This is a genomic window from Streptomyces sp. NBC_01750 (assembly GCF_035918095.1).
Lineage (GTDB): Bacteria > Actinomycetota > Actinomycetes > Streptomycetales > Streptomycetaceae > Streptomyces.
Map to the genome: position 1 here is coordinate 2,089,066 of NZ_CP109137.1, position 19,275 is coordinate 2,108,340.

Here is a 19,275-nt window from a genome sequence, read left to right on the forward strand (position 1 = left end):
GGTGAGGGAGGCCGCGTTCCATGAACCGCGTCGGCCTGCAGACACCCCCGGCCGGCAGACACCCCCGGCCGGCAAGACACCCCCGCCCGCGGGCCGCCCCTACAGGCCGAGCCGGGACAGCGCCTTGCCCGCATCCAGCTCGCACACACCGTCGCCGGCCTCGGTCCAGGCCGCCGCGCACAGCGCCCGCAGGCCGTCCAACGGCTCGCCGTCCCCGTCGAGCGCCAGTTCGTCCTCCCATACGCACGCGGTCCACCCACCGCATGTGAACCCGCCCTCCGCCTCGGCGACTTCGGGCTGCCCGGTCAGCATCCCGCGCAGATCGGCGTCCACATAGGTCGGCCGGTGCTCGGGCCGCGCGGCCAGCAGCTGCGCGCCGTCCGTCACCCCGGTCAGTACGAGCAGCGAGTCCACACCGCCGTTGAACGCGCCCTCGATGTCCGTGTCCAGCCGGTCCCCGACCACGAGCGGCTTGCGCGCGCCCGTCCGCAGGATCGTCTCCTTGTGCATCGGCGGCAGCGGCTTGCCCGCCACTTGCGGCTCCGCGCCCGTCGCGATCCGCACGACCTCCACGGCCGCACCATTGCCGGGCGCGATCCCGCGCGCACTCGGAATCGTCAGATCCGTGTTGGAAGCGAACCACGGCACTCCGCGCGCGATCGCGTAACAGGCCTCGGCGAACCGCCCCCAGGCCAGGTCCGGACCCCCGTACCCCTGCACCACCGCCGCCGGATCGTCGTCGGCGGACTCCACGGGCTCGAGCCCACGCTCGCGCAGCGCGACCCGCAGCCCCTCCCCGCCGACCACCAGCACCCGGGACCCGCCCGGCACCTGCTCGGAGATCAACCGGGCAACCGCCTGCGCGGAATTGATGACATCCGCCGCGTCGGTGGGCACGCCCAGCTCGGTGATGTGCGCGGCCACGGCCTCGGGCGGCCGCAGCGCATTGTTGGTCACATACGCGAGATGCATCCCGCCGCCCCGCGCCGTCAGCAGCGAATCCACGGCGTGCGCGATCGCCTCACCGCCCGCGTACACCACCCCGTCGAGGTCGAGCAGCGCCGTGTCGTACGCCTCGCTCAGCGCCGTAGCACTGCCGCTCGGCCGGTTCCTGCTCTGCTGACTCATTCGCTTCCGCTCCTCGCTCGGTGTCGCTCCCCCGATCATCGCTCATCCGCGCAACCCGCATACGATGCACAAATGAACAACGAAGGTCCCGCGGCCAATGGCGGTCTGCACCTGATCCCGTTCCGTGGACTGCGCTACGTCCCCGAGCGGGTCGGCAGCCTCGCCGCCGTGACCTCGCCGCCGTACGACGTCGTCGTCAGGCCCGACGGGCTGCTCCATCTGGAGTCGGCGGATCCGTACAACATCGTCCGGCTGATCCTCCCGCAGGCGAACACTGCCGGCGCCCGCAACCAGCAGGCCGCCGAGACCCTCGACCGCTGGCTCTCCGAGGGCGTCCTGGCCCCGGACCCCGAGCCCGCGTTCTACGTGTACGAGCAGCGCAAGGGCGACATCCTCCAGCGCGGCATCATCGGGGCACTCGCTCTGTCCGAACCGTCCGAGGGTGTCGTCCTGCCGCACGAGGACGTGATGCCGGACGTCGTCGCTGACCGCGCGGCTCTGATGCGTACGACCGCCGCCAATCTGGAACCGCTGCTCTTCACCTACCGCAGCACGGGCAGTGGGACCGGCGCGACCGCCGTCATCGACCGCACCATCCTGCGCACCCCGCTGCTGGCCACCACCACGGAGGACGGCTTCAGCCACCGGCTGTGGTCCGTGACGGACCCCGACGACCTGGCCGAGGTCCGGACGGACCTCTCCGACCACCAGGCGTTGATCGCCGACGGCCACCACCGCTGGGCGACCTATCTCCGGCTGCGCGCCGAACACCCTTCCTCGAGCCCCTGGAACTACGGCCTGGTTCTGCTGATCGACACGGCCCGCTATCCCCTCAGGGTGCGCGCGATCCACCGCCTGTTGCACCGCCTCCCGGTCTCCGAGGCGCTGGCGGCACTGACCGGCTCTTTTCGCATCAAGCACCTCGACGGCCCGCTGACGCACGCGCTCGAGACTCTCGCGGACGCAGCCGCCGAGGGCAACGCCTTCCTCCTCGCGGGCGACGGCGGATTCCACCTCGTCGACCGCCCGGACGCCGAGCTGCTGTCCCGTACGGTCCGGCGCGACCGCCCGGAGGCCTGGCGCACACTCGACGCCACGGTCCTCCACTCCACGCTGCTGGACCACATCTGGCGGATCCCGGACACCCCGGAGCACATCGCCTACATCCATGACACGGAGGCGGCCGTCGAGCAGGCGGAACGCACGGGCGGCACCGCGGTGGTGATGCATCCGGTACGGGAAGAGGTCGTGCGGGATCTCGCTCGTGAGGGCGTCACGATGCCTCGCAAGTCCACGTCGTTCGGCCCGAAGCCGGCGACGGGCCTGGTCCTCAGAAGTCTCGCGCTGGACTGACCATCCAGAGCTGACGACGAGACACAGACAACAGCCAAGACACAGACATACGAAAGGGCGGCACCCATGCCGGGTGCCGCCCTTTCGTCTCCGCGTACTTACCTACTAGGCCTTGTCACCATCGACATCGCCGTCGGTGTCGGCATCGGCCTCGTCGGTGACGTCGGCCTCGTCGGTGACGTCGGCCTCGTCCGTGGCGTCGGCCTCGTCGGTGGCCGCCGCCGACTCCGGGGATGCCTCGGGCGTCTCGGGCGTCTCGTCGTCGCCCATGGCGTCGACGAACTCCACACCGTCCATCTCCGCGAGCCGGTCCGAAGCGTCGGTCGACCCGTCCTTGTCGGCCTCGAGCGCCTTCGCGAACCACTCACGCGCCTCGTCGTCGCGCCCGGCGGCCAGCAGCGCGTCGGCGTACGCGTAACGCAGCCGCGGGGTCCAGGGCTGCACGGAGTTGGACGCCAGCTCGGGGCTCTGCAGGGTCACGATGGCGGCGTCGATCTGCCCCATGTCCCTGCGCGCTCCGGCCGCGACCAGCCGCATTTCGACCTGGCCGGCCTTGTCGAGCTTCTGCACCTCGGGCTCACCGGCCATCGCCATCGCACGCTCGGGCCGTCCGAGCCCTCGCTCGCAGTCCGCCATGACGGGCCACAGCTCGACGCTCCCGGTCATCCGCTTGGCCGCACGGAACTCGGCAAGTGCTTCCGAGTACTTCTGCGTCGCGTACGCGGCGAAGCCCGCGGCCTCGCGCACAGCAGCCACACGAGAAGCGAGACGCAACGCCACCTTGGAGTAGGCGTACGCCTGCTCGGGGTCCTCGTCGATCAGATTGGCGACCATGACGAGGTTCTTGGCCACGTCCTCGGCGAGACCCTTCGGCAGGCTCTGGAGCTCCTGCCGCACGTCCTTGTCGATCTCGTCGCCCGTGACGTCCTCGGGAATCGGCAGCCGCTTGATCGGCTCCCGGTCAGCGCGGTCGTCGCGCCGCTCGTAGCCACCACGGTCGTCGCGAGACCCGCGGTACCCACCGCGGTCGTCACGCCGGTCGTCGCGCTGCCCGCGGTACCCACCGCGCTCGTCGTCGCGACGGGGGCCGCTCGGCCGGTCGTCACGACGCCCGTAGCCACCACCACCGCTGGGACGACCACCACGATCGTCGTCACGACGGGGGCCGCTCGGCCGGTCGTCACGACGGCCATAGCCACCGCCGCCGCTGGGACGACCACCACGATCGTCATCACGGCGCGGCCCGCTCGGCCGGTCGTCACGACGCCCGTAGCCACCACCACCGCTGGGACGACCACCACGATCATCATCACGACGCGGACCACTCGGCCGATCGTCACGACGGCCATAACCACCGCCGCCGCCACCGGAACGGTCATCGCGACGGAAGCCACCGCCACTGCCGCTGCCACTGGGACGCGCCCCGTAGCCACCACCACCGCTGGGACGACCACCACGATCGTCATCACGACGCGGACCACTCGGCCGGTCGCGGTCATCGCGACGGAAACCGCCCGGACGGTCATCACGACGCTCGTCGCGTCGGTCATCACGACGGAAGCCACCGCCGCCACCGCGCTCGTCGTCACGACGGGGGCCGCTCGGCCGGTCGTCACGACGCCCGTAGCCACCACCACTGCTGGGACGACCACCACGATCGTCATCACGACGCGGACCACTCGGCCGGTCGCGGTCATCGCGACGGAAACCGCCCGGACGGTCATCACGACGCTCGTCGCGTCGGTCATCACGACGGAAGCCACCGCCGCCACCGCGCTCGTCGTCACGACGGGGGCCGCTCGGCCGGTCGTCACGACGCCCGTAGCCACCACCGCCGCTGGGACGACCACCACGATCGTCATCGCGTCGCGGGCCGCTCGGCCGGTCGTCACGACGGCCATAGCCACCGCCGCCGCCACCGGAACGGTCATCGCGACGGAAGCCACCGCCACTGCTGCTGCCACCACTGCCACTGGGACGCGACCCGTAGCCACCACCACCGCTGGGACGACCACCACGATCGTCATCACGACGAGGCCCGCTCGGCCGGTCGTCACGACGGCCATAGCCACCGCCGCCGCCACCGGAACGGTCATCGCGACGGAAGCCACCGCCACTGCTGCTGCCACCACTGCCACTGGGGCGCGACCCGTAGCCACCACCACCGCTGGGACGACCACCACCAGTGGGACGGCCACCACGGTCGTCATCACGACGCGGACCACGGTAGCCACCACGGTCATCGTCACGGCGCGGCCCACGATCCCGGTCGTCACGGCCGCCGCGGAAGCCGCCCCGGTCTCCACCGTCCCTACGCGGCTCGCGCTCCGGACGGTCGTCGGGAGAGTTGGTGGACATCGACGTGACTCCTGTCTTCGGGTACTGCAGTCATTCTCGCGCAGCCGGCCATCGGACGCGCTTCGAAAAATAGGCAAAACAAAAAGGACCCGTAGCCCAGCGTGAACGCTGGACCACGGGTCCTTGAAAGATTGTTCGGCGGCGTCCTACTCTCCCACAGGGTCCCCCCTGCAGTACCATCGGCGCTGAAAGGCTTAGCTTCCGGGTTCGGAATGTAACCGGGCGTTTCCCTAACGCTATGACCACCGAAACTCTATCGGGCCACCCCGCAATGCGGGATATCGGCGCTTAGCGAACAAGCACACTCTTCAATTAAATAATTAAGTGTGAAACTTTGTTCAACCGGTGCGACTGTTCGCAACCCGGGAACAACACAGTGGACGCGAGCAACTGAGGACAAGCCCTCGGCCTATTAGTACCAGTCAGCTTCACCGGTTGCCCGGCTTCCACATCTGGCCTATCAACCCAGTCGTCTACTGGGAGCCTTAACCCCTCAAGGGGGTGGGAGTCCTCATCTCGAAGCAGGCTTCCCGCTTAGATGCTTTCAGCGGTTATCCTTTCCGAACGTAGCCAACCAGCCATGCCCTTGGCAGGACAACTGGCACACCAGAGGTTCGTCCGTCCCGGTCCTCTCGTACTAGGGACAGCCCTTCTCAAGACTCCTGCGCGCGCAGCGGATAGGGACCGAACTGTCTCACGACGTTCTAAACCCAGCTCGCGTACCGCTTTAATGGGCGAACAGCCCAACCCTTGGGACCGACTCCAGCCCCAGGATGCGACGAGCCGACATCGAGGTGCCAAACCATCCCGTCGATATGGACTCTTGGGGAAGATCAGCCTGTTATCCCCGGGGTACCTTTTATCCGTTGAGCGACGGCGCTTCCACAAGCCACCGCCGGATCACTAGTCCCGACTTTCGTCCCTGCTCGACCCGTCGGTCTCACAGTCAAGCTCCCTTGTGCACTTACACTCAACACCTGATTGCCAACCAGGCTGAGGGAACCTTTGGGCGCCTCCGTTACTCTTTAGGAGGCAACCGCCCCAGTTAAACTACCCATCAGACACTGTCCCTGATCCGGATCACGGACCCAGGTTAGACATCCAGCACGACCAGAGTGGTATTTCAACGGCGACTCCACAACCACTGGCGTGGCCGCTTCAAAGTCTCCCACCTATCCTACACAAGCCGAACCGAACACCAATATCAAACTGTAGTAAAGGTCCCGGGGTCTTTCCGTCCTGCTGCGCGAAACGAGCATCTTTACTCGTAGTGCAATTTCACCGGGCCTATGGTTGAGACAGTCGAGAAGTCGTTACGCCATTCGTGCAGGTCGGAACTTACCCGACAAGGAATTTCGCTACCTTAGGATGGTTATAGTTACCACCGCCGTTTACTGGCGCTTAAGTTCTCAGCTTCGCCACACCGAAATGTGACTAACCGGTCCCCTTAACGTTCCAGCACCGGGCAGGCGTCAGTCCGTATACATCGCCTTACGGCTTCGCACGGACCTGTGTTTTTAGTAAACAGTCGCTTCTCGCTGGTCTCTGCGGCCACCCCCAGCTCTGGCAGTAAATGCCGTCACCGGTGATGGCCCCCCTTCTCCCGAAGTTACGGGGGCATTTTGCCGAGTTCCTTAACCATAGTTCACCCGAACGCCTCGGTATTCTCTACCTGACCACCTGAGTCGGTTTAGGGTACGGGCCGCCATGAAACTCGCTAGAGGCTTTTCTCGACAGCATAGGATCATCCACTTCACCACAATCGGCTCGGCATCAGGTCTCAGCCTTGATGTGTGACGGATTTGCCTATCACACGGCCTACACCCTTACCCCGGGACAACCACCGCCCGGGCTGGACTACCTTCCTGCGTCACCCCATCGCTTACCTACTACCACCTTGGGCCGGCGGCTCCACCACTCCCCTCAACTCCGAAGAGATCAGGGCGGCTTCACGGCCTTAGCATTAATGGGCTCGATACTGGGCGTTTCAAAGCGGGTACCGGAATATCAACCGGTTGTCCATCGACTACGCCTGTCGGCCTCGCCTTAGGTCCCGACTTACCCTGGGCAGATCAGCTTGACCCAGGAACCCTTAGTCAATCGGCGCACACGTTTCTCACGTGTGTATCGCTACTCATGCCTGCATTCTCACTCGTGAACCGTCCACCACTCGCTTCCGCGGCGGCTTCACCCGGCACACGACGCTCCCCTACCCATCCGTACTCCCGTTGGGGATATGTGTACGAATGACACGACTTCGGCGGTACGCTTGAGCCCCGCTACATTGTCGGCGCGGAATCACTTGACCAGTGAGCTATTACGCACTCTTTCAAGGGTGGCTGCTTCTAAGCCAACCTCCTGGTTGTCTCTGCGACTCCACATCCTTTCCCACTTAGCGTACGCTTAGGGGCCTTAGTCGATGCTCTGGGCTGTTTCCCTCTCGACCATGGAGCTTATCCCCCACAGTCTCACTGCCGCGCTCTCACTTACCGGCATTCGGAGTTTGGCTAAGGTCAGTAACCCGGTAGGGCCCATCGCCTATCCAGTGCTCTACCTCCGGCAAGAAACACACGACGCTGCACCTAAATGCATTTCGGGGAGAACCAGCTATCACGGAGTTTGATTGGCCTTTCACCCCTAACCACAGGTCATCCCCCAGGTTTTCAACCCTGGTGGGTTCGGTCCTCCACGAAGTCTTACCTCCGCTTCAACCTGCCCATGGCTAGATCACTCCGCTTCGGGTCTTGAGCGCGCTACTGAATCGCCCTGTTCGGACTCGCTTTCGCTACGGCTTCCCCACACGGGTTAACCTCGCAACACACCGCAAACTCGCAGGCTCATTCTTCAAAAGGCACGCAGTCACGACTGACAGCACAAGTGCTGCCAGCGACGCTCCCACGGCTTGTAGGCACACGGTTTCAGGTACTATTTCACTCCGCTCCCGCGGTACTTTTCACCATTCCCTCACGGTACTATCCGCTATCGGTCACCAGGGAATATTTAGGCTTAGCGGGTGGTCCCGCCAGATTCACACGGGATTTCTCGGGCCCCGTGCTACTTGGGTGTCGCACAAGCAAGCCGTTGATGTTTCAGCTACGGGGGTCTTACCCTCTACGCCGGACCTTTCGCATGTCCTTCGCCTACATCAACGGTTTCTGACTCGCCCAACAGCCGGCAGACTGTTGAAGTGCGATCCCACAACCCCGTATGCGCAACCCCTGCCGGGTATCACACGCATACGGTTTGGCCTCATCCGGTTTCGCTCGCCACTACTCCCGGAATCACGGTTGTTTTCTCTTCCTGAGGGTACTGAGATGTTTCACTTCCCCTCGTTCCCTCCACACTGCCTATGTGTTCAGCAGCGGGTGACAGCCCATGACGACTGCCGGGTTTCCCCATTCGGAAACCCCCGGATCAAAGCCTGGTTGACGGCTCCCCGGGGACTATCGTGGCCTCCCACGTCCTTCATCGGTTCCTGGTGCCAAGGCATCCACCGTGCGCCCTTAAAAACTTGGCCACAGATGCTCGCGTCCACTGTGCAGTTCTCAAACAACGACCAGCCACCCACCACCCCGCTCTCACGAGCGAGTTCACCGGGGCCGGCATCGCGAAGGGCGAGCTCACGCTCGCACCCTCAGATACCCAACAGCGCGCCCGGCACGTCCGGTCCAGATCCTGTGTTCCACGCCGAAGCAGTACTGACAGTCCCAAACCGATCGTGCCGAATAGTCAACGTTCCACCCATGAGCAACCAGCACCGGACATTCGCCGGTGTTCTGGCCTCTGACCGGGCAAGCCCGGTAAGAAGTGCTCCTTAGAAAGGAGGTGATCCAGCCGCACCTTCCGGTACGGCTACCTTGTTACGACTTCGTCCCAATCGCCAGTCCCACCTTCGACAGCTCCCTCCCACAAGGGGTTGGGCCACCGGCTTCGGGTGTTACCGACTTTCGTGACGTGACGGGCGGTGTGTACAAGGCCCGGGAACGTATTCACCGCAGCAATGCTGATCTGCGATTACTAGCAACTCCGACTTCATGGGGTCGAGTTGCAGACCCCAATCCGAACTGAGACCGGCTTTTTGAGATTCGCTCCGCCTCGCGGCATCGCAGCTCATTGTACCGGCCATTGTAGCACGTGTGCAGCCCAAGACATAAGGGGCATGATGACTTGACGTCGTCCCCACCTTCCTCCGAGTTGACCCCGGCAGTCTCCTGTGAGTCCCCATCACCCCGAAGGGCATGCTGGCAACACAGAACAAGGGTTGCGCTCGTTGCGGGACTTAACCCAACATCTCACGACACGAGCTGACGACAGCCATGCACCACCTGTATACCGACCACAAGGGGGGCACCATCTCTGATGCTTTCCGGTATATGTCAAGCCTTGGTAAGGTTCTTCGCGTTGCGTCGAATTAAGCCACATGCTCCGCTGCTTGTGCGGGCCCCCGTCAATTCCTTTGAGTTTTAGCCTTGCGGCCGTACTCCCCAGGCGGGGAACTTAATGCGTTAGCTGCGGCACCGACGACGTGGAATGTCGCCAACACCTAGTTCCCAACGTTTACGGCGTGGACTACCAGGGTATCTAATCCTGTTCGCTCCCCACGCTTTCGCTCCTCAGCGTCAGTAATGGCCCAGAGATCCGCCTTCGCCACCGGTGTTCCTCCTGATATCTGCGCATTTCACCGCTACACCAGGAATTCCGATCTCCCCTACCACACTCTAGCTAGCCCGTATCGAATGCAGACCCGGGGTTAAGCCCCGGGCTTTCACATCCGACGTGACAAGCCGCCTACGAGCTCTTTACGCCCAATAATTCCGGACAACGCTTGCGCCCTACGTATTACCGCGGCTGCTGGCACGTAGTTAGCCGGCGCTTCTTCTGCAGGTACCGTCACTTTCGCTTCTTCCCTGCTGAAAGAGGTTTACAACCCGAAGGCCGTCATCCCTCACGCGGCGTCGCTGCATCAGGCTTTCGCCCATTGTGCAATATTCCCCACTGCTGCCTCCCGTAGGAGTCTGGGCCGTGTCTCAGTCCCAGTGTGGCCGGTCGCCCTCTCAGGCCGGCTACCCGTCGTCGCCTTGGTAGGCCATCACCCCACCAACAAGCTGATAGGCCGCGGGCTCATCCTTCACCGCCGGAGCTTTCAACCCCTCCCCATGCAGGAAGGAGTGTTATCCGGTATTAGACCCCGTTTCCAGGGCTTGTCCCAGAGTGAAGGGCAGATTGCCCACGTGTTACTCACCCGTTCGCCACTAATCCACCCCGAAGGGCTTCATCGTTCGACTTGCATGTGTTAAGCACGCCGCCAGCGTTCGTCCTGAGCCAGGATCAAACTCTCCATGAATGTTCTCCCGTAATCGGGATCAACACCACAAGAGCGGAACAGCCGGTCGGAATAAGACCGACTGTTCACAGCTTCCTCGCTGTGTCATTGCCTGCCCCGCTGCAATGAGCAGGGACAGGACTTTCAAAGGAACCTCGAACCTGCCGAAACAGGCCGGGGTATCAACATATCTGGCGTTGACTTTTGGCACGCTGTTGAGTTCTCAAGGAACGGACGCTTCCTTTGTACTCACCCACAGAACACTGTCTGAGGCTTTCCTCCGGGCGCTTCCCTTCGTGTTTCCAACCTTACCAGATCCTTTTCCCGTTCCGTTTCCGGTTCGGAATTCGATTCCAGTGGCCGTTGGGAGCCTTTTGCCTTTCGGCGTGTTCACTACTTTAGCTGATTCCCTAGGCGACTCATAATCGAGTCATTCGGCTTGGATTGCGGCACGCCGAAATCCAACCCGGTTGGGTTCGCATTGAGTAGTGGATGGCCACTTCGGGTTGCTGAACAGCAGGGCCCGTTTCAAGCGGCTCGGGCTACGTTAGGCGTCCCGGCAGGGCGAGTCAAGTTGCCCTGCGGCGCGGCGCATGGGCCCGGTAGGGGCTCACAGTCGGATCGCCATCGATCCAGAACCGCCAGGGGTGGTGGGCGCCTTCACCGCCCACTCCCGTGCGCGGGCCACTGCGCACCTGGTCAGAGCGCGGTGCGGTACCGGGGAACAGGGACAGTGGGGCGGGCGGGCCGACGCAGAGGTCGGTGCCGTTCAGGTCGCGGTCGACGTCGAGGGCCGTGGCCAGGCGGGCGGGGCCTTTGGCCAGTTCCTTGTCACTACGGGCCGAGAACCGACGTTTACGTGCGAGGTCGGCGCCCACTCGGATCTCACCGGCGCGCAGGAGGATCCCGCTCGCCCTGCCTTCCGGGCCGCACACCACGTTGAGGCAGTGCCACATGCCGTAGGTGAAGTAGACGTACGCATGGCCGGGCGGACCGAACATCACGTCGTTGCGCGTGGTGCGGCCGCGGTAGGCGTGGGAGCCGGGGTCGACATCGCCCGCGTACGCCTCTACTTCGGTAAGACGCACCTCGAGGGGGCCGTCGTCGGTGAGGCGTGTCAGGGTGCAGCCAAGGAGCTCGGGGGCGACCTCCAGTACTGGGCGGTCGAAGAACTCCCGCGGCAGCGGCGTACGGTCGGGGCTCTCGATCATGGCGTACGAGCCTAGCGGGGAACCGACTACGGTCGTCGCGCGTATGTAGGGGTCAGGACCAAGAAGGAGTGGACATGGGCTTCAAGAGGCTGCTTGCGAGCATGGGCGCCGGCGGTGCTTCCGTGGAGACGGAGCTGACCGAGGCGAACGTCGTGCCCGGCGGTGTGGTGCAGGGCGAGGTGCGCATCCAGGGCGGCTCGGTGGACCAGCTGATCGAGGGGCTCTCCGTCGGTCTGCAGGCGCGGGTCGAGGTCGAGGGTGGTGACCAGGAGGTCAAGCAGGACATCGAGTTCACAAAGCAGCGGCTCGGTGGCGCCTTCGAGGTGAAGGCAGGGGCCGTGCACATCGTGCCGTTCGGGCTCGAGATTCCGTGGGAGACCCCGGTCACGAGCATCGCCGGGCAGCAGCTGCGCGGGATGAACATCGGTGTGACGACGGAGCTGGAGATCGCGCGGGCACTGGACTCGGGCGACCTGGACCCGATCAATGTGCACCCGCTGCCGGCGCAGCAGGCGATCCTGGACGCCTTCATCGGGCTGGGCTTCCGCTTCAAGAGCGCGGACATGGAGCGCGGGCACATCCGCGGTACCCGGCAGCGGCTGCCCTTCTACCAGGAGATCGAGTTCTTCCCGCCGCAGCAGTACCGCGGGCTGAACCAGGTCGAGCTCACGTTCGTCGCGGACGATCGCGAGATGGACGTCATCCTCGAGATGGACAAGAAGCCGGGGCTGTTCAGCGAGGGCAGTGACTCGTACAAGGCCTTCAGGGTGGGTCACCACGACTTCCAGTCGACCGACTGGGCGGCGTACCTCAACCAGTGGCTCGCCGATGTCGGTGGGCGCCGTAACTGGCTCTAGGCTCGGATGAGGCAGGACAGGACAGCCGAAATCGGAGGTTCAGACGTGACCGAGCCCAAGAGGGCGCCGCTTCCGCACGACTTTCATCCGGTGGTGCCGTCGTTCACGGTGGTGAGCGATGACATCGAGCCGGGGTCGGTGCTGAAGGACGCCCAGGTCCACTCGGCGGGCAACACCTCACCGCAGCTGCGGTGGGAAGGCTTCCCGGCGGACACCAAGAGCTTCGCCGTGACGTGCTTCGATCCGGACGCGCCGACGGGCAGCGGCTTCTGGCACTGGGTGCTCTTCGACATCCCGGCGTCGGTCACCGAGCTGCCTGCGGGTGCGGGCAGCGGGAAGTTCGAGGGGCTGCCCGAGGGCGCCCTCCAGGTCCGTAACGACTTCGGGTCGAAGGACTTCGGCGGTGCGGCTCCGCCGGCCGGTGAGAACCACCGCTATGTCTTCACGGTGTACGCGGTGGACCGTGCGAAGCTCGGGCCCGGCGCGGATGTCTCGGCGGCCGCCGTCGGCTTCAACCTGCGGTTTCACACGCTGGCCCGTGCGCAGCTGATCGCTGAGTACGAGGGCCCCGCCTAGAGCTCAGCGTTCTTTTGTTGTTTGCCCTGCCCTGGTCTTGGAGAGATCAGGGCAGGGCATCTTTTATTGCGTTGTCCATCTCGGCGCGCCCGGCCAAAGTTGATCCAAGCCCAACGCCCGCAATGGGCTGGGCCGGCAATCGGGAGGTGGGCGAGATGCGGGACACGCTGGTACTGAATGCGAGCTTCGAGCCGCTGTCGACAGTGACACTCAACCGTGCGGTCGTGCTGGTGCTGCAGGACAAGGCCGTCGTCGAGCAGGCCCACCCCGGACTCCGTGTGCGTGCGGCCGAGGTCGATCTTCCGGTGCCCAGGGTGATCAGGCTCTGCCGCTACGTCAGGGTGCCTTTCCGAAGACAGGCGCCGTGGTCGAGGCGGGGTGTGCTGGTGCGGGACCAGCACCGGTGCGCGTACTGCGGCAGGCGCGCCACGACGGTGGACCACGTGGTGCCGCGGTCGCACGGCGGTGCGGACAGCTGGCTGAATACGGTCGCGTCCTGCGCCGAGGACAATCACCGCAAAGCGGACCGTACGCCGGAGCAGGCGGGGATGCCGCTGCTGCACGAGCCGTTCATACCGTCTCCGGCGGACGCAATGCTGCTCGGGATGCGGGCCGGTGAGCGGTCGGAGCTGCCGCAGTGGCTGGCGGCGCTGCCGGCCGCGTAGCACCCAAGCAGTCTGTATGAAGCCCGCCTTCGCTGGGAGGCGGGCTTTCCTGCGTCAGCGCAGCAGCAGCTGGACGATGGCGACGCTGCCGACCACCACGATCAGTACGCGCAGCGCGGTCGGCGGGAGACGGCGGCCGATCTTGGCGCCGAGCTGGCCGCCGATGGCGGAGCCGACCGCGATCAGCAGGACCGCCGTCCAGTCGAAGTCCGCGACGAAGAGGAAGAAGAGCGCGGCGATGCTGTTGACGACGGCGGCGAGGACGTTCTTGGCGGCGTTGAGGCGCTGCAGGGTGTCGTCGAGCAGCATGCCCATCAGGGACAGGTAGATGATCCCCTGGGCGGCGGTGAAGTAGCCGCCGTAGACGCTGGCGATCAGCAGTCCGATGAACAGGAGCGGGCCGCCGTCGGGGTGGGCGTGGCCGCCATTGCGGTCGCGGCGGCGCTGGACGGCCTTGGTGATGCGCGGCTGGAGGATCACCAGAGTGAGGGCGAGCGCGACCAGTACGGGCACGATCGTCTCAAAGGCCGTCGAGGGGAGCATCAGGAGCAGCAGGGCCCCGCTGATGCCGCCGATCGCGGCGGCGATGCTCAGACGCAGCAGGCGGCTGCGCTGGCCGGTGAGTTCGGCGCGGTAGCCGATGGCGCCGCTGACCGAGCCGGGGATCAGGCCGAGGGCGTTGGAGACGGTGGCGGTGACCGGGGGCAGGCCGGTGGCGAGGAGCACCGGGAAGGTGATCAGTGTGCCTGAGCCGACAATGGTGTTGATGGTGCCGGCGCTGATGCCCGCGGCGAAGACGGCGAGCATCTCCCAGATGGTCACGCTGTGCCCCTCGATGATCGGTGCCGGATGCACCGATCATGCCTGAGGGGGCTCCGGGGTCAGTCGATGGGGGGCTGTTCGCGGCGTTCCGTGCCGTTGCCGCCGCCGGACTTCCCGGATCCGGAGCCGCCGCCCATGCCGGCCATCGGGTTGAAGCTGCCCATGGCGCCGCTCAGGCCCTTGAGCGCGTCGCCGATCTCGCTGGGCACGATCCAGAGCTTGTTGGCGTCGCCCTCGGCGATCTTCGGGAGCATCTGGAGGTACTGGTAGGCGAGAAGCTTCTGGTCCGCGTCGCCGGCGTGAATGGACTCGAAGACCGTACGAATGGCCTGGGCCTCGCCCTCGGCGCGCAGCGCGGCCGCCTTGGCCTCGCCTTCGGCGCGCAGGATCGCGGACTGCTTCTCACCTTCGGCGGTGAGGATCTGCGACTGCCGGATGCCCTCGGCGGTGAGGATCGCGGCGCGCTTGTCACGGTCGGCGCGCATCTGCTTCTCCATCGAGTCCTGGATGGAGGTGGGCGGCTCGATCGCCTTGAGCTCGACGCGGTTGACGCGGATGCCCCACTTGCCGGTTGCTTCGTCGAGCACGCCGCGCAGGGCCGCGTTGATCTCCTCGCGGGAGGTCAGGGTCCGCTCAAGGTCCATGCCACCGATGATGTTTCGCAGGGTGGTGACCGTGAGCTGCTCGATCGCCTGGATATAGCTGGCGACTTCGTACGTGGCGGCGCGGGCGTCGGTCACCTGGTAGTAGATGACGGTGTCGATGTTGACCACCAGGTTGTCCTGGGTGATCACCGGCTGCGGCGGGAAGGGGACGACCTGTTCGCGGAGGTCGATGCGATTGCGGATCGAGTCTATGAACGGGACGACAATGTTCAGGCCCGCGTTGAGAGTTCGGGTGTATCGCCCGAAGCGCTCGACGATGGCGGCGCTGGCCTGTGGGATGACCTGGATCGTCTTGATCAGGGCGATGAAGACCAGCACCACCAGAATGATCAGGACGATGATGATCGGTTGCATCGAGTTCCCTGTGCCCTTCGCTGCCGGATGATTCTGATGATCGAGTTTCCCAGAACACGGGCTGATGTGGGGGGTGTTCGGCTTCCCTATTTGTCACATGACCACGGCGGTTGCTCCGTCGATCTCGACGACGTCGACCTGTTGGCCCGCCTCGTACGACATGGTCGCGTCGAGTGCGCGTGCGGACCACACCTCACCGGCGAGTTTGATCCGGCCGCCGCTGCCGTCGACCCGTTCCAGGACGACGGCCTGACGGCCCCTCAGCGCGTCGACCCCGCTGGCGAATTGAGGGCGCTGGGAACGGTGCCGGGTGGCGATGGGGCGTACAACGGCGATGAGTGCGACGGAAACCACGGCGAAGACGAGCACTTGGGCCACCGTGCCGCCGCCGAGCGCGGCGACGACGGCCGCGGCCACCGCTCCGGCGGAGAGCATGCCGAATTCGGGCATCGCTGTCAGCACGAGCGGAATGCCCAGTCCGACCGCGCCGATCAGCCACCACACCCATGCGTCGATGTCCACGTCGTCATGGTAGGTCCGCCGGTCGCGGTGGGGACAGGGGGCGAGAGCAGGGTCGAGATCGGGTCAGCCGCGCGGGCCGGGGCCGGAGTCAGCCGAGCGGGAGGCCCTGCGCGGTCCAGCGCTCGTTGTTCTGCTCGACGACCAGCGGGAGGCCGAAGCAGAGCGAGAGGTTGCGGGAGGTCAGCTCGGTCTCCATGGGACCGGCGGCCAGCACCTTGCCCTGACGGATCATCAGGACGTGCGTGAAGCCCGGGGCGATCTCCTCGACATGGTGCGTCACCATGATCATGGAGGGGGCGTACGGATCGCGGGCGAGGCGGCCGAGGCGGCGGACCAGGTCCTCGCGGCCGCCGAGGTCGAGGCCGGCGGCCGGCTCGTCGAGGAGCAGCAGCTCGGGGTCGGTCATCATCGCGCGGGCGATCAGCGTCCGCTTGCGCTCACCCTCGGAGAGCGTGCCGAACTTGCGCTCCAGGTACTCGGTCATGCCGAGGCGGTCCAGGAAGGCGCGGGCGCGCTCCTCGTCGACGGCGTCGTAGTTCTCGTGCCAGGTGGCTGTCATGCCGTACGCGGCGGTGAGCACCGTCTGCAGCACGGTCTGGCGCTTGGGCAGCTTCTCGGCCATGGCGACGCCCGCCATGCCGATACGGGGGCGGAGCTCGAATACATCGACACCGGCGGTGCCGAGCCGCTCGCCCAGAATCCTGGCCGTACCGGAGGTCGGGAAGAGGTAGCTGGAGGCGATGTTGAGGAGGGTGGTCTTGCCGGCGCCGTTGGGGCCGAGGATCACCCAGCGCTCACCTTCCTTGACCGACCAGGAGACGTCATCCACCAGAGCGCGTCCGTCGCGGACCACGGATACGTCCACCAGCTCCAGTACATCGCTCATGAGCGCGTTGTCTCCCCATGCAATCGTCTTGAGGTATTGGGGGCGATTTATGCACCTGTGGGCACAGCTCCCAGGGAAAACCTACGCCACGGCCAGGTGGCCCGGTCGCCGGGTCCGGTCCCTAGGCTGGGTCCATGCTTTCCGAACCACGCTCAGGACGGCTGGCCGCATGGGGAAATGCCCTGTTGGCCGGATTTGTATCGCCGGATGACGCGGCACTCGCCATCGTCGGCGACGACGCGGTGCACCGGGTGGAGGAGTTGCCGGGCGAGGCGGGCCCGGTCGGGCTCACGCTTGCGATGGGGCGGCTGCGGGCGCTCGGGGTGACCGGATACCGGGTCGCGCTGCCCGCGCCGGGGCATCCGCTGGGGCTCAGCGGGCCGCCGGAGTTCAACGCGCGGGCGCTCGACGCGGAGGAGGCGGTCATCGCTTCGGGCGCCGCGTACGGGCTGGTGCCCGAGGTCTCCGAGGCCGGGCCGGCGGGTGATCTGCATGTGGAGGTCGTCTGGCGCTGTCTGCCGGTGCGGGAGGCGCCGCCCGCGGATGTGCCGTCGCTCGGCGAGGCGGAGCGTGAGCTGGCGGAGGCGCTGCGGGACGCGACGGAGGTGCTGTCGCGGCTGGACGTGGCGGCGTCGGGGCCGGTGGCGGAGGCGGCGATCGACGCGTATCGGGCGCGGGCGGAGCGCGGTGCGGGCGAGACCCTGGCACCCGGGTATCCGCCGCGGGCGGTACGGGTGTTGGAGCTGGCGCAGCGGGTCGGGCTGCTGATCTCGGTGGCGTACGAGAACGGGCACGGCGGGGCGGTGAGCGCGTCCGAGATGGCGGCGAGGGGCGAGGCGCTGCGCCCGGTGGAACGGGTGGCGAGACGGGCCCAGGTGGCGGCGTACAACGCGTACGTGGAGGAACGTGAGCGGTGAGCCTCCGCCGGGGTCCGGGGTCTTGTCGGGTGCGGGCGCTTCTTGCCCGGGCCCGGGGGGCGGGATCTCGTTGCCCCGGCCTGGGGGTGCGGGGTCTCGTCCAGAGCGGGCTGCCTCCGGCGGGGGGCGGGATCTCGTCAGGTGCGGGCTACCGGTGCCCCTCCGGACTCGACTCCTCGGGGTCGGCGGCGTACAGGGTCTTGGCGCATGACCCGGGTTTTGCCGCCAATCCCCTTGCGGTTCGCCGGTGGAAACCACCCACCGGACAGCAACCACCAACGCCCCCGGCCCACCTCGACCACATGACCGGATGACTGCGCCACCGGCCCACCTGGGCCACATCACCGGGCAAATGGCGGGGGCGACCCTGCACGGCCCCTCCCCACCAGGACGGGACTCGCTCGGGCCGTTGGGGGGTCGGCGGTTCGCCGGTGGAAACCACCCACCGGACAGCAACCACCAACGCCCCCGGCCCACCTCGACCACATGACCGGATGACTGCGCCCCCGGCCCACCTCGACCACATGACCGAGTACTGAGGCGACCGGCCCCCAGGCGGTGCCTGGGGGCCGGTGGTCACTGCTCGGTCGTGGGGAACCGGTCAGCCGTTGTAGCCCTCGTTGCCGAACGCCGGGTTCAGGGCGCCGATCACGTTGACGGTGTTGCCGACGACGTTCACCGGAACGTGGACCGGGACCTGCACCAGGTTGCCGGAGGCAACGCCCGGGGACCCGATGGCCTGGCCGTTGGCGTGCGCACCGGTGGTGGCGGACGCCACACCCGAGCCGGCGGCGACGAGGCTGCCGGCGATCATGGTGAGGGCAGCGGCCTTCTTCAGGTTCTTCACTTCGAAATCCTCCTGAGCTTCGCTGCGGCCGGCCGCCGCAGCACGCCATGGAGAACGGCCGTGAGTCGATCAGGATGCGCCGTACGGGTGACATACACCCGACGGTATGAATCTCAGATCTGAATTTGGACGCTCCGCCTGGCCGGTTTCAGCCCGCCAGACCATGCCGTACGGCCCACAGCGCCGCCTGGGTGCGATCCGCCAGATCCAGCTTCATCAGAATGTTCGAGACATGCGTCTTGACTGTTTTCTCGGACAGGACGAGCGCCCGGGCGATCTCGCGGTTCGACCGGCCGTCGGCGATCAGGCCCAGTACCTCCCTCTCCCGTTCGGTGAGGGTGCTGCCCCGGCCCGTGCCATTGCTCAGGTCGTCCTGCGAGAGCAGCGCGCCCGCGACCTCCGGCTGCAGCAGCACATGGCCCGCGTGCACGGAGCGGATCGCGCGGGCCAGCGCCTCCGGGTCGACGTCCTTGTAGACGTAACCCGAGGCACCCGCGCGCAGGGCGGGGACAACGGTGCGCTGCTCGGTGAAGCTGGTGACGATCAACACCTTGGCGGGGTTCGACAGTTCACGGAGCTTACGGAGGGCGTCGATGCCGTCCATCCCGGGCATCTTGACGTCCATCAGGACGACGTCCGGCTTCAGCTCCTCGGCGCGGGCGACACCCTCGGCACCGTCCGCAGCCTCGCCCACGACCTCTATGTCGTCCTGGATCTCGAGGAAGGTGCGCAGTCCTCGCCGTACCACCTGATGGTCGTCGACCAGCAGCACACGGATCATCCCGGTCTTC

The 19,275-nt window shown here is 66.1% G+C and carries 15 protein-coding genes and 3 rRNA genes; 5 read left to right on the forward strand and 13 right to left on the reverse strand.

Annotated elements, in window-relative coordinates:
• Window positions 1-99: 99 nt before the first annotated feature.
• Complete coding sequence (locus OG966_RS09425) at window positions 100-1,128, reverse strand: HAD hydrolase-like protein (RefSeq protein WP_326649005.1); 1,029 nt, start codon at window positions 1,126-1,128, stop codon at window positions 100-102.
• A gap of 72 nt (window positions 1,129-1,200) precedes the next feature.
• Here OG966_RS09425 and OG966_RS09430 point away from each other — a divergent pair, with 72 nt between their 5' ends.
• Window positions 1,201-2,481 (forward strand): DUF1015 domain-containing protein, encoded by a 1,281-nt coding sequence (locus OG966_RS09430; protein ID WP_326649006.1) that lies wholly within the window; start codon window positions 1,201-1,203, stop codon window positions 2,479-2,481.
• Between the two features lie 105 nt (window positions 2,482-2,586).
• On the opposite strand, the gene OG966_RS09435 is transcribed toward OG966_RS09430, so the two are convergent.
• The 6 genes from OG966_RS09435 to OG966_RS09460 all read right to left on the reverse strand — a co-directional run bounded on the left by OG966_RS09435 (window position 2,587) and on the right by OG966_RS09460 (window position 11,373).
• Window positions 2,587-3,378, reverse strand: a complete 792-nt coding sequence (locus OG966_RS09435) for a tetratricopeptide repeat protein (RefSeq protein WP_326649007.1) — start codon at window positions 3,376-3,378, stop codon at window positions 2,587-2,589.
• On the reverse strand, window positions 3,300-4,757 hold the full coding sequence (locus tag OG966_RS09440) for a hypothetical protein (RefSeq protein ID WP_326649008.1): 1,458 nt from the start codon (window positions 4,755-4,757) through the stop codon (window positions 3,300-3,302). Before OG966_RS09440 ends, OG966_RS09435 begins: the two co-directional genes overlap by 79 nt.
• Window positions 4,758-4,972: 215 nt before the next feature.
• Window positions 4,973-5,089: ribosomal RNA gene (gene rrf / locus OG966_RS09445) — 5S ribosomal RNA — on the reverse strand.
• A gap of 142 nt (window positions 5,090-5,231) precedes the next feature.
• Window positions 5,232-8,356 (reverse strand): 23S ribosomal RNA (locus OG966_RS09450).
• Between the two features lie 301 nt (window positions 8,357-8,657).
• A 16S ribosomal RNA gene (locus OG966_RS09455) occupies window positions 8,658-10,183 on the reverse strand.
• The 16S, 23S and 5S rRNA genes sit together here, the layout of an rRNA operon.
• Before the next feature lie 548 nt (window positions 10,184-10,731).
• Window positions 10,732-11,373 carry a DNA-3-methyladenine glycosylase gene (locus OG966_RS09460; protein ID WP_326649009.1) on the reverse strand — a complete coding sequence of 214 codons (642 nt, stop codon included), beginning with the start codon at window positions 11,371-11,373 and terminating at the stop codon, window positions 10,732-10,734.
• Between the two features lie 74 nt (window positions 11,374-11,447).
• Between OG966_RS09460 and OG966_RS09465 the strand changes: the two genes are divergently transcribed.
• The 3 genes from OG966_RS09465 (at window position 11,448) to OG966_RS09475 (ending at window position 13,471) form a co-directional block, all read left to right on the forward strand.
• Window positions 11,448-12,230, forward strand: coding sequence for a sporulation protein (locus OG966_RS09465; RefSeq protein WP_326649010.1), 783 nt, complete (start codon window positions 11,448-11,450; stop codon window positions 12,228-12,230).
• Between the two features lie 45 nt (window positions 12,231-12,275).
• Window positions 12,276-12,806, forward strand: a complete 531-nt coding sequence (locus OG966_RS09470) for a YbhB/YbcL family Raf kinase inhibitor-like protein (RefSeq protein WP_326649011.1) — start codon at window positions 12,276-12,278, stop codon at window positions 12,804-12,806.
• Between the two features lie 155 nt (window positions 12,807-12,961).
• Window positions 12,962-13,471 carry an HNH endonuclease gene (locus OG966_RS09475; protein ID WP_326649012.1) on the forward strand — a complete coding sequence of 170 codons (510 nt, stop codon included), beginning with the start codon at window positions 12,962-12,964 and terminating at the stop codon, window positions 13,469-13,471.
• A gap of 54 nt (window positions 13,472-13,525) precedes the next feature.
• Here OG966_RS09475 and OG966_RS09480 read toward each other — a convergent pair whose 3' ends face one another.
• From OG966_RS09480 to OG966_RS09495, 4 genes are all read right to left on the reverse strand, one after another.
• A complete protein-coding gene (locus OG966_RS09480) occupies window positions 13,526-14,293 on the reverse strand; it encodes a sulfite exporter TauE/SafE family protein (RefSeq protein WP_326649014.1) in 768 nt (255 codons plus the stop codon).
• A gap of 59 nt (window positions 14,294-14,352) precedes the next feature.
• On the reverse strand, window positions 14,353-15,312 hold the full coding sequence (locus OG966_RS09485; RefSeq protein WP_326649015.1) for an SPFH domain-containing protein: 960 nt from the start codon (window positions 15,310-15,312) through the stop codon (window positions 14,353-14,355).
• Window positions 15,313-15,405: 93 nt separating this feature from the next.
• Entirely contained in the window at window positions 15,406-15,834 is a 429-nt protein-coding gene (locus OG966_RS09490) for an NfeD family protein (RefSeq protein WP_326649016.1), read from the reverse strand.
• A gap of 88 nt (window positions 15,835-15,922) precedes the next feature.
• Window positions 15,923-16,720, reverse strand: a complete 798-nt coding sequence (locus OG966_RS09495) for an ABC transporter ATP-binding protein (RefSeq protein WP_326649017.1) — start codon at window positions 16,718-16,720, stop codon at window positions 15,923-15,925.
• A gap of 134 nt (window positions 16,721-16,854) precedes the next feature.
• Between OG966_RS09495 and OG966_RS09500 the strand changes: the two genes are divergently transcribed.
• A complete protein-coding gene (locus OG966_RS09500) occupies window positions 16,855-17,637 on the forward strand; it encodes a hypothetical protein (protein ID WP_326649018.1) in 783 nt (260 codons plus the stop codon).
• A 601-nt stretch (window positions 17,638-18,238) separates the two neighbouring features.
• Here OG966_RS09500 and OG966_RS09505 read toward each other — a convergent pair.
• Window positions 18,239-18,484, reverse strand: a complete 246-nt coding sequence (locus OG966_RS09505; RefSeq protein WP_326649019.1) for a chaplin family protein — start codon at window positions 18,482-18,484, stop codon at window positions 18,239-18,241.
• Between the two features lie 148 nt (window positions 18,485-18,632).
• Window positions 18,633-19,265 (reverse strand): response regulator transcription factor, encoded by a 633-nt coding sequence (locus tag OG966_RS09510; protein WP_326655147.1) that lies wholly within the window; start codon window positions 19,263-19,265, stop codon window positions 18,633-18,635.
• Window positions 19,266-19,275 lie beyond the last annotated feature (10 nt).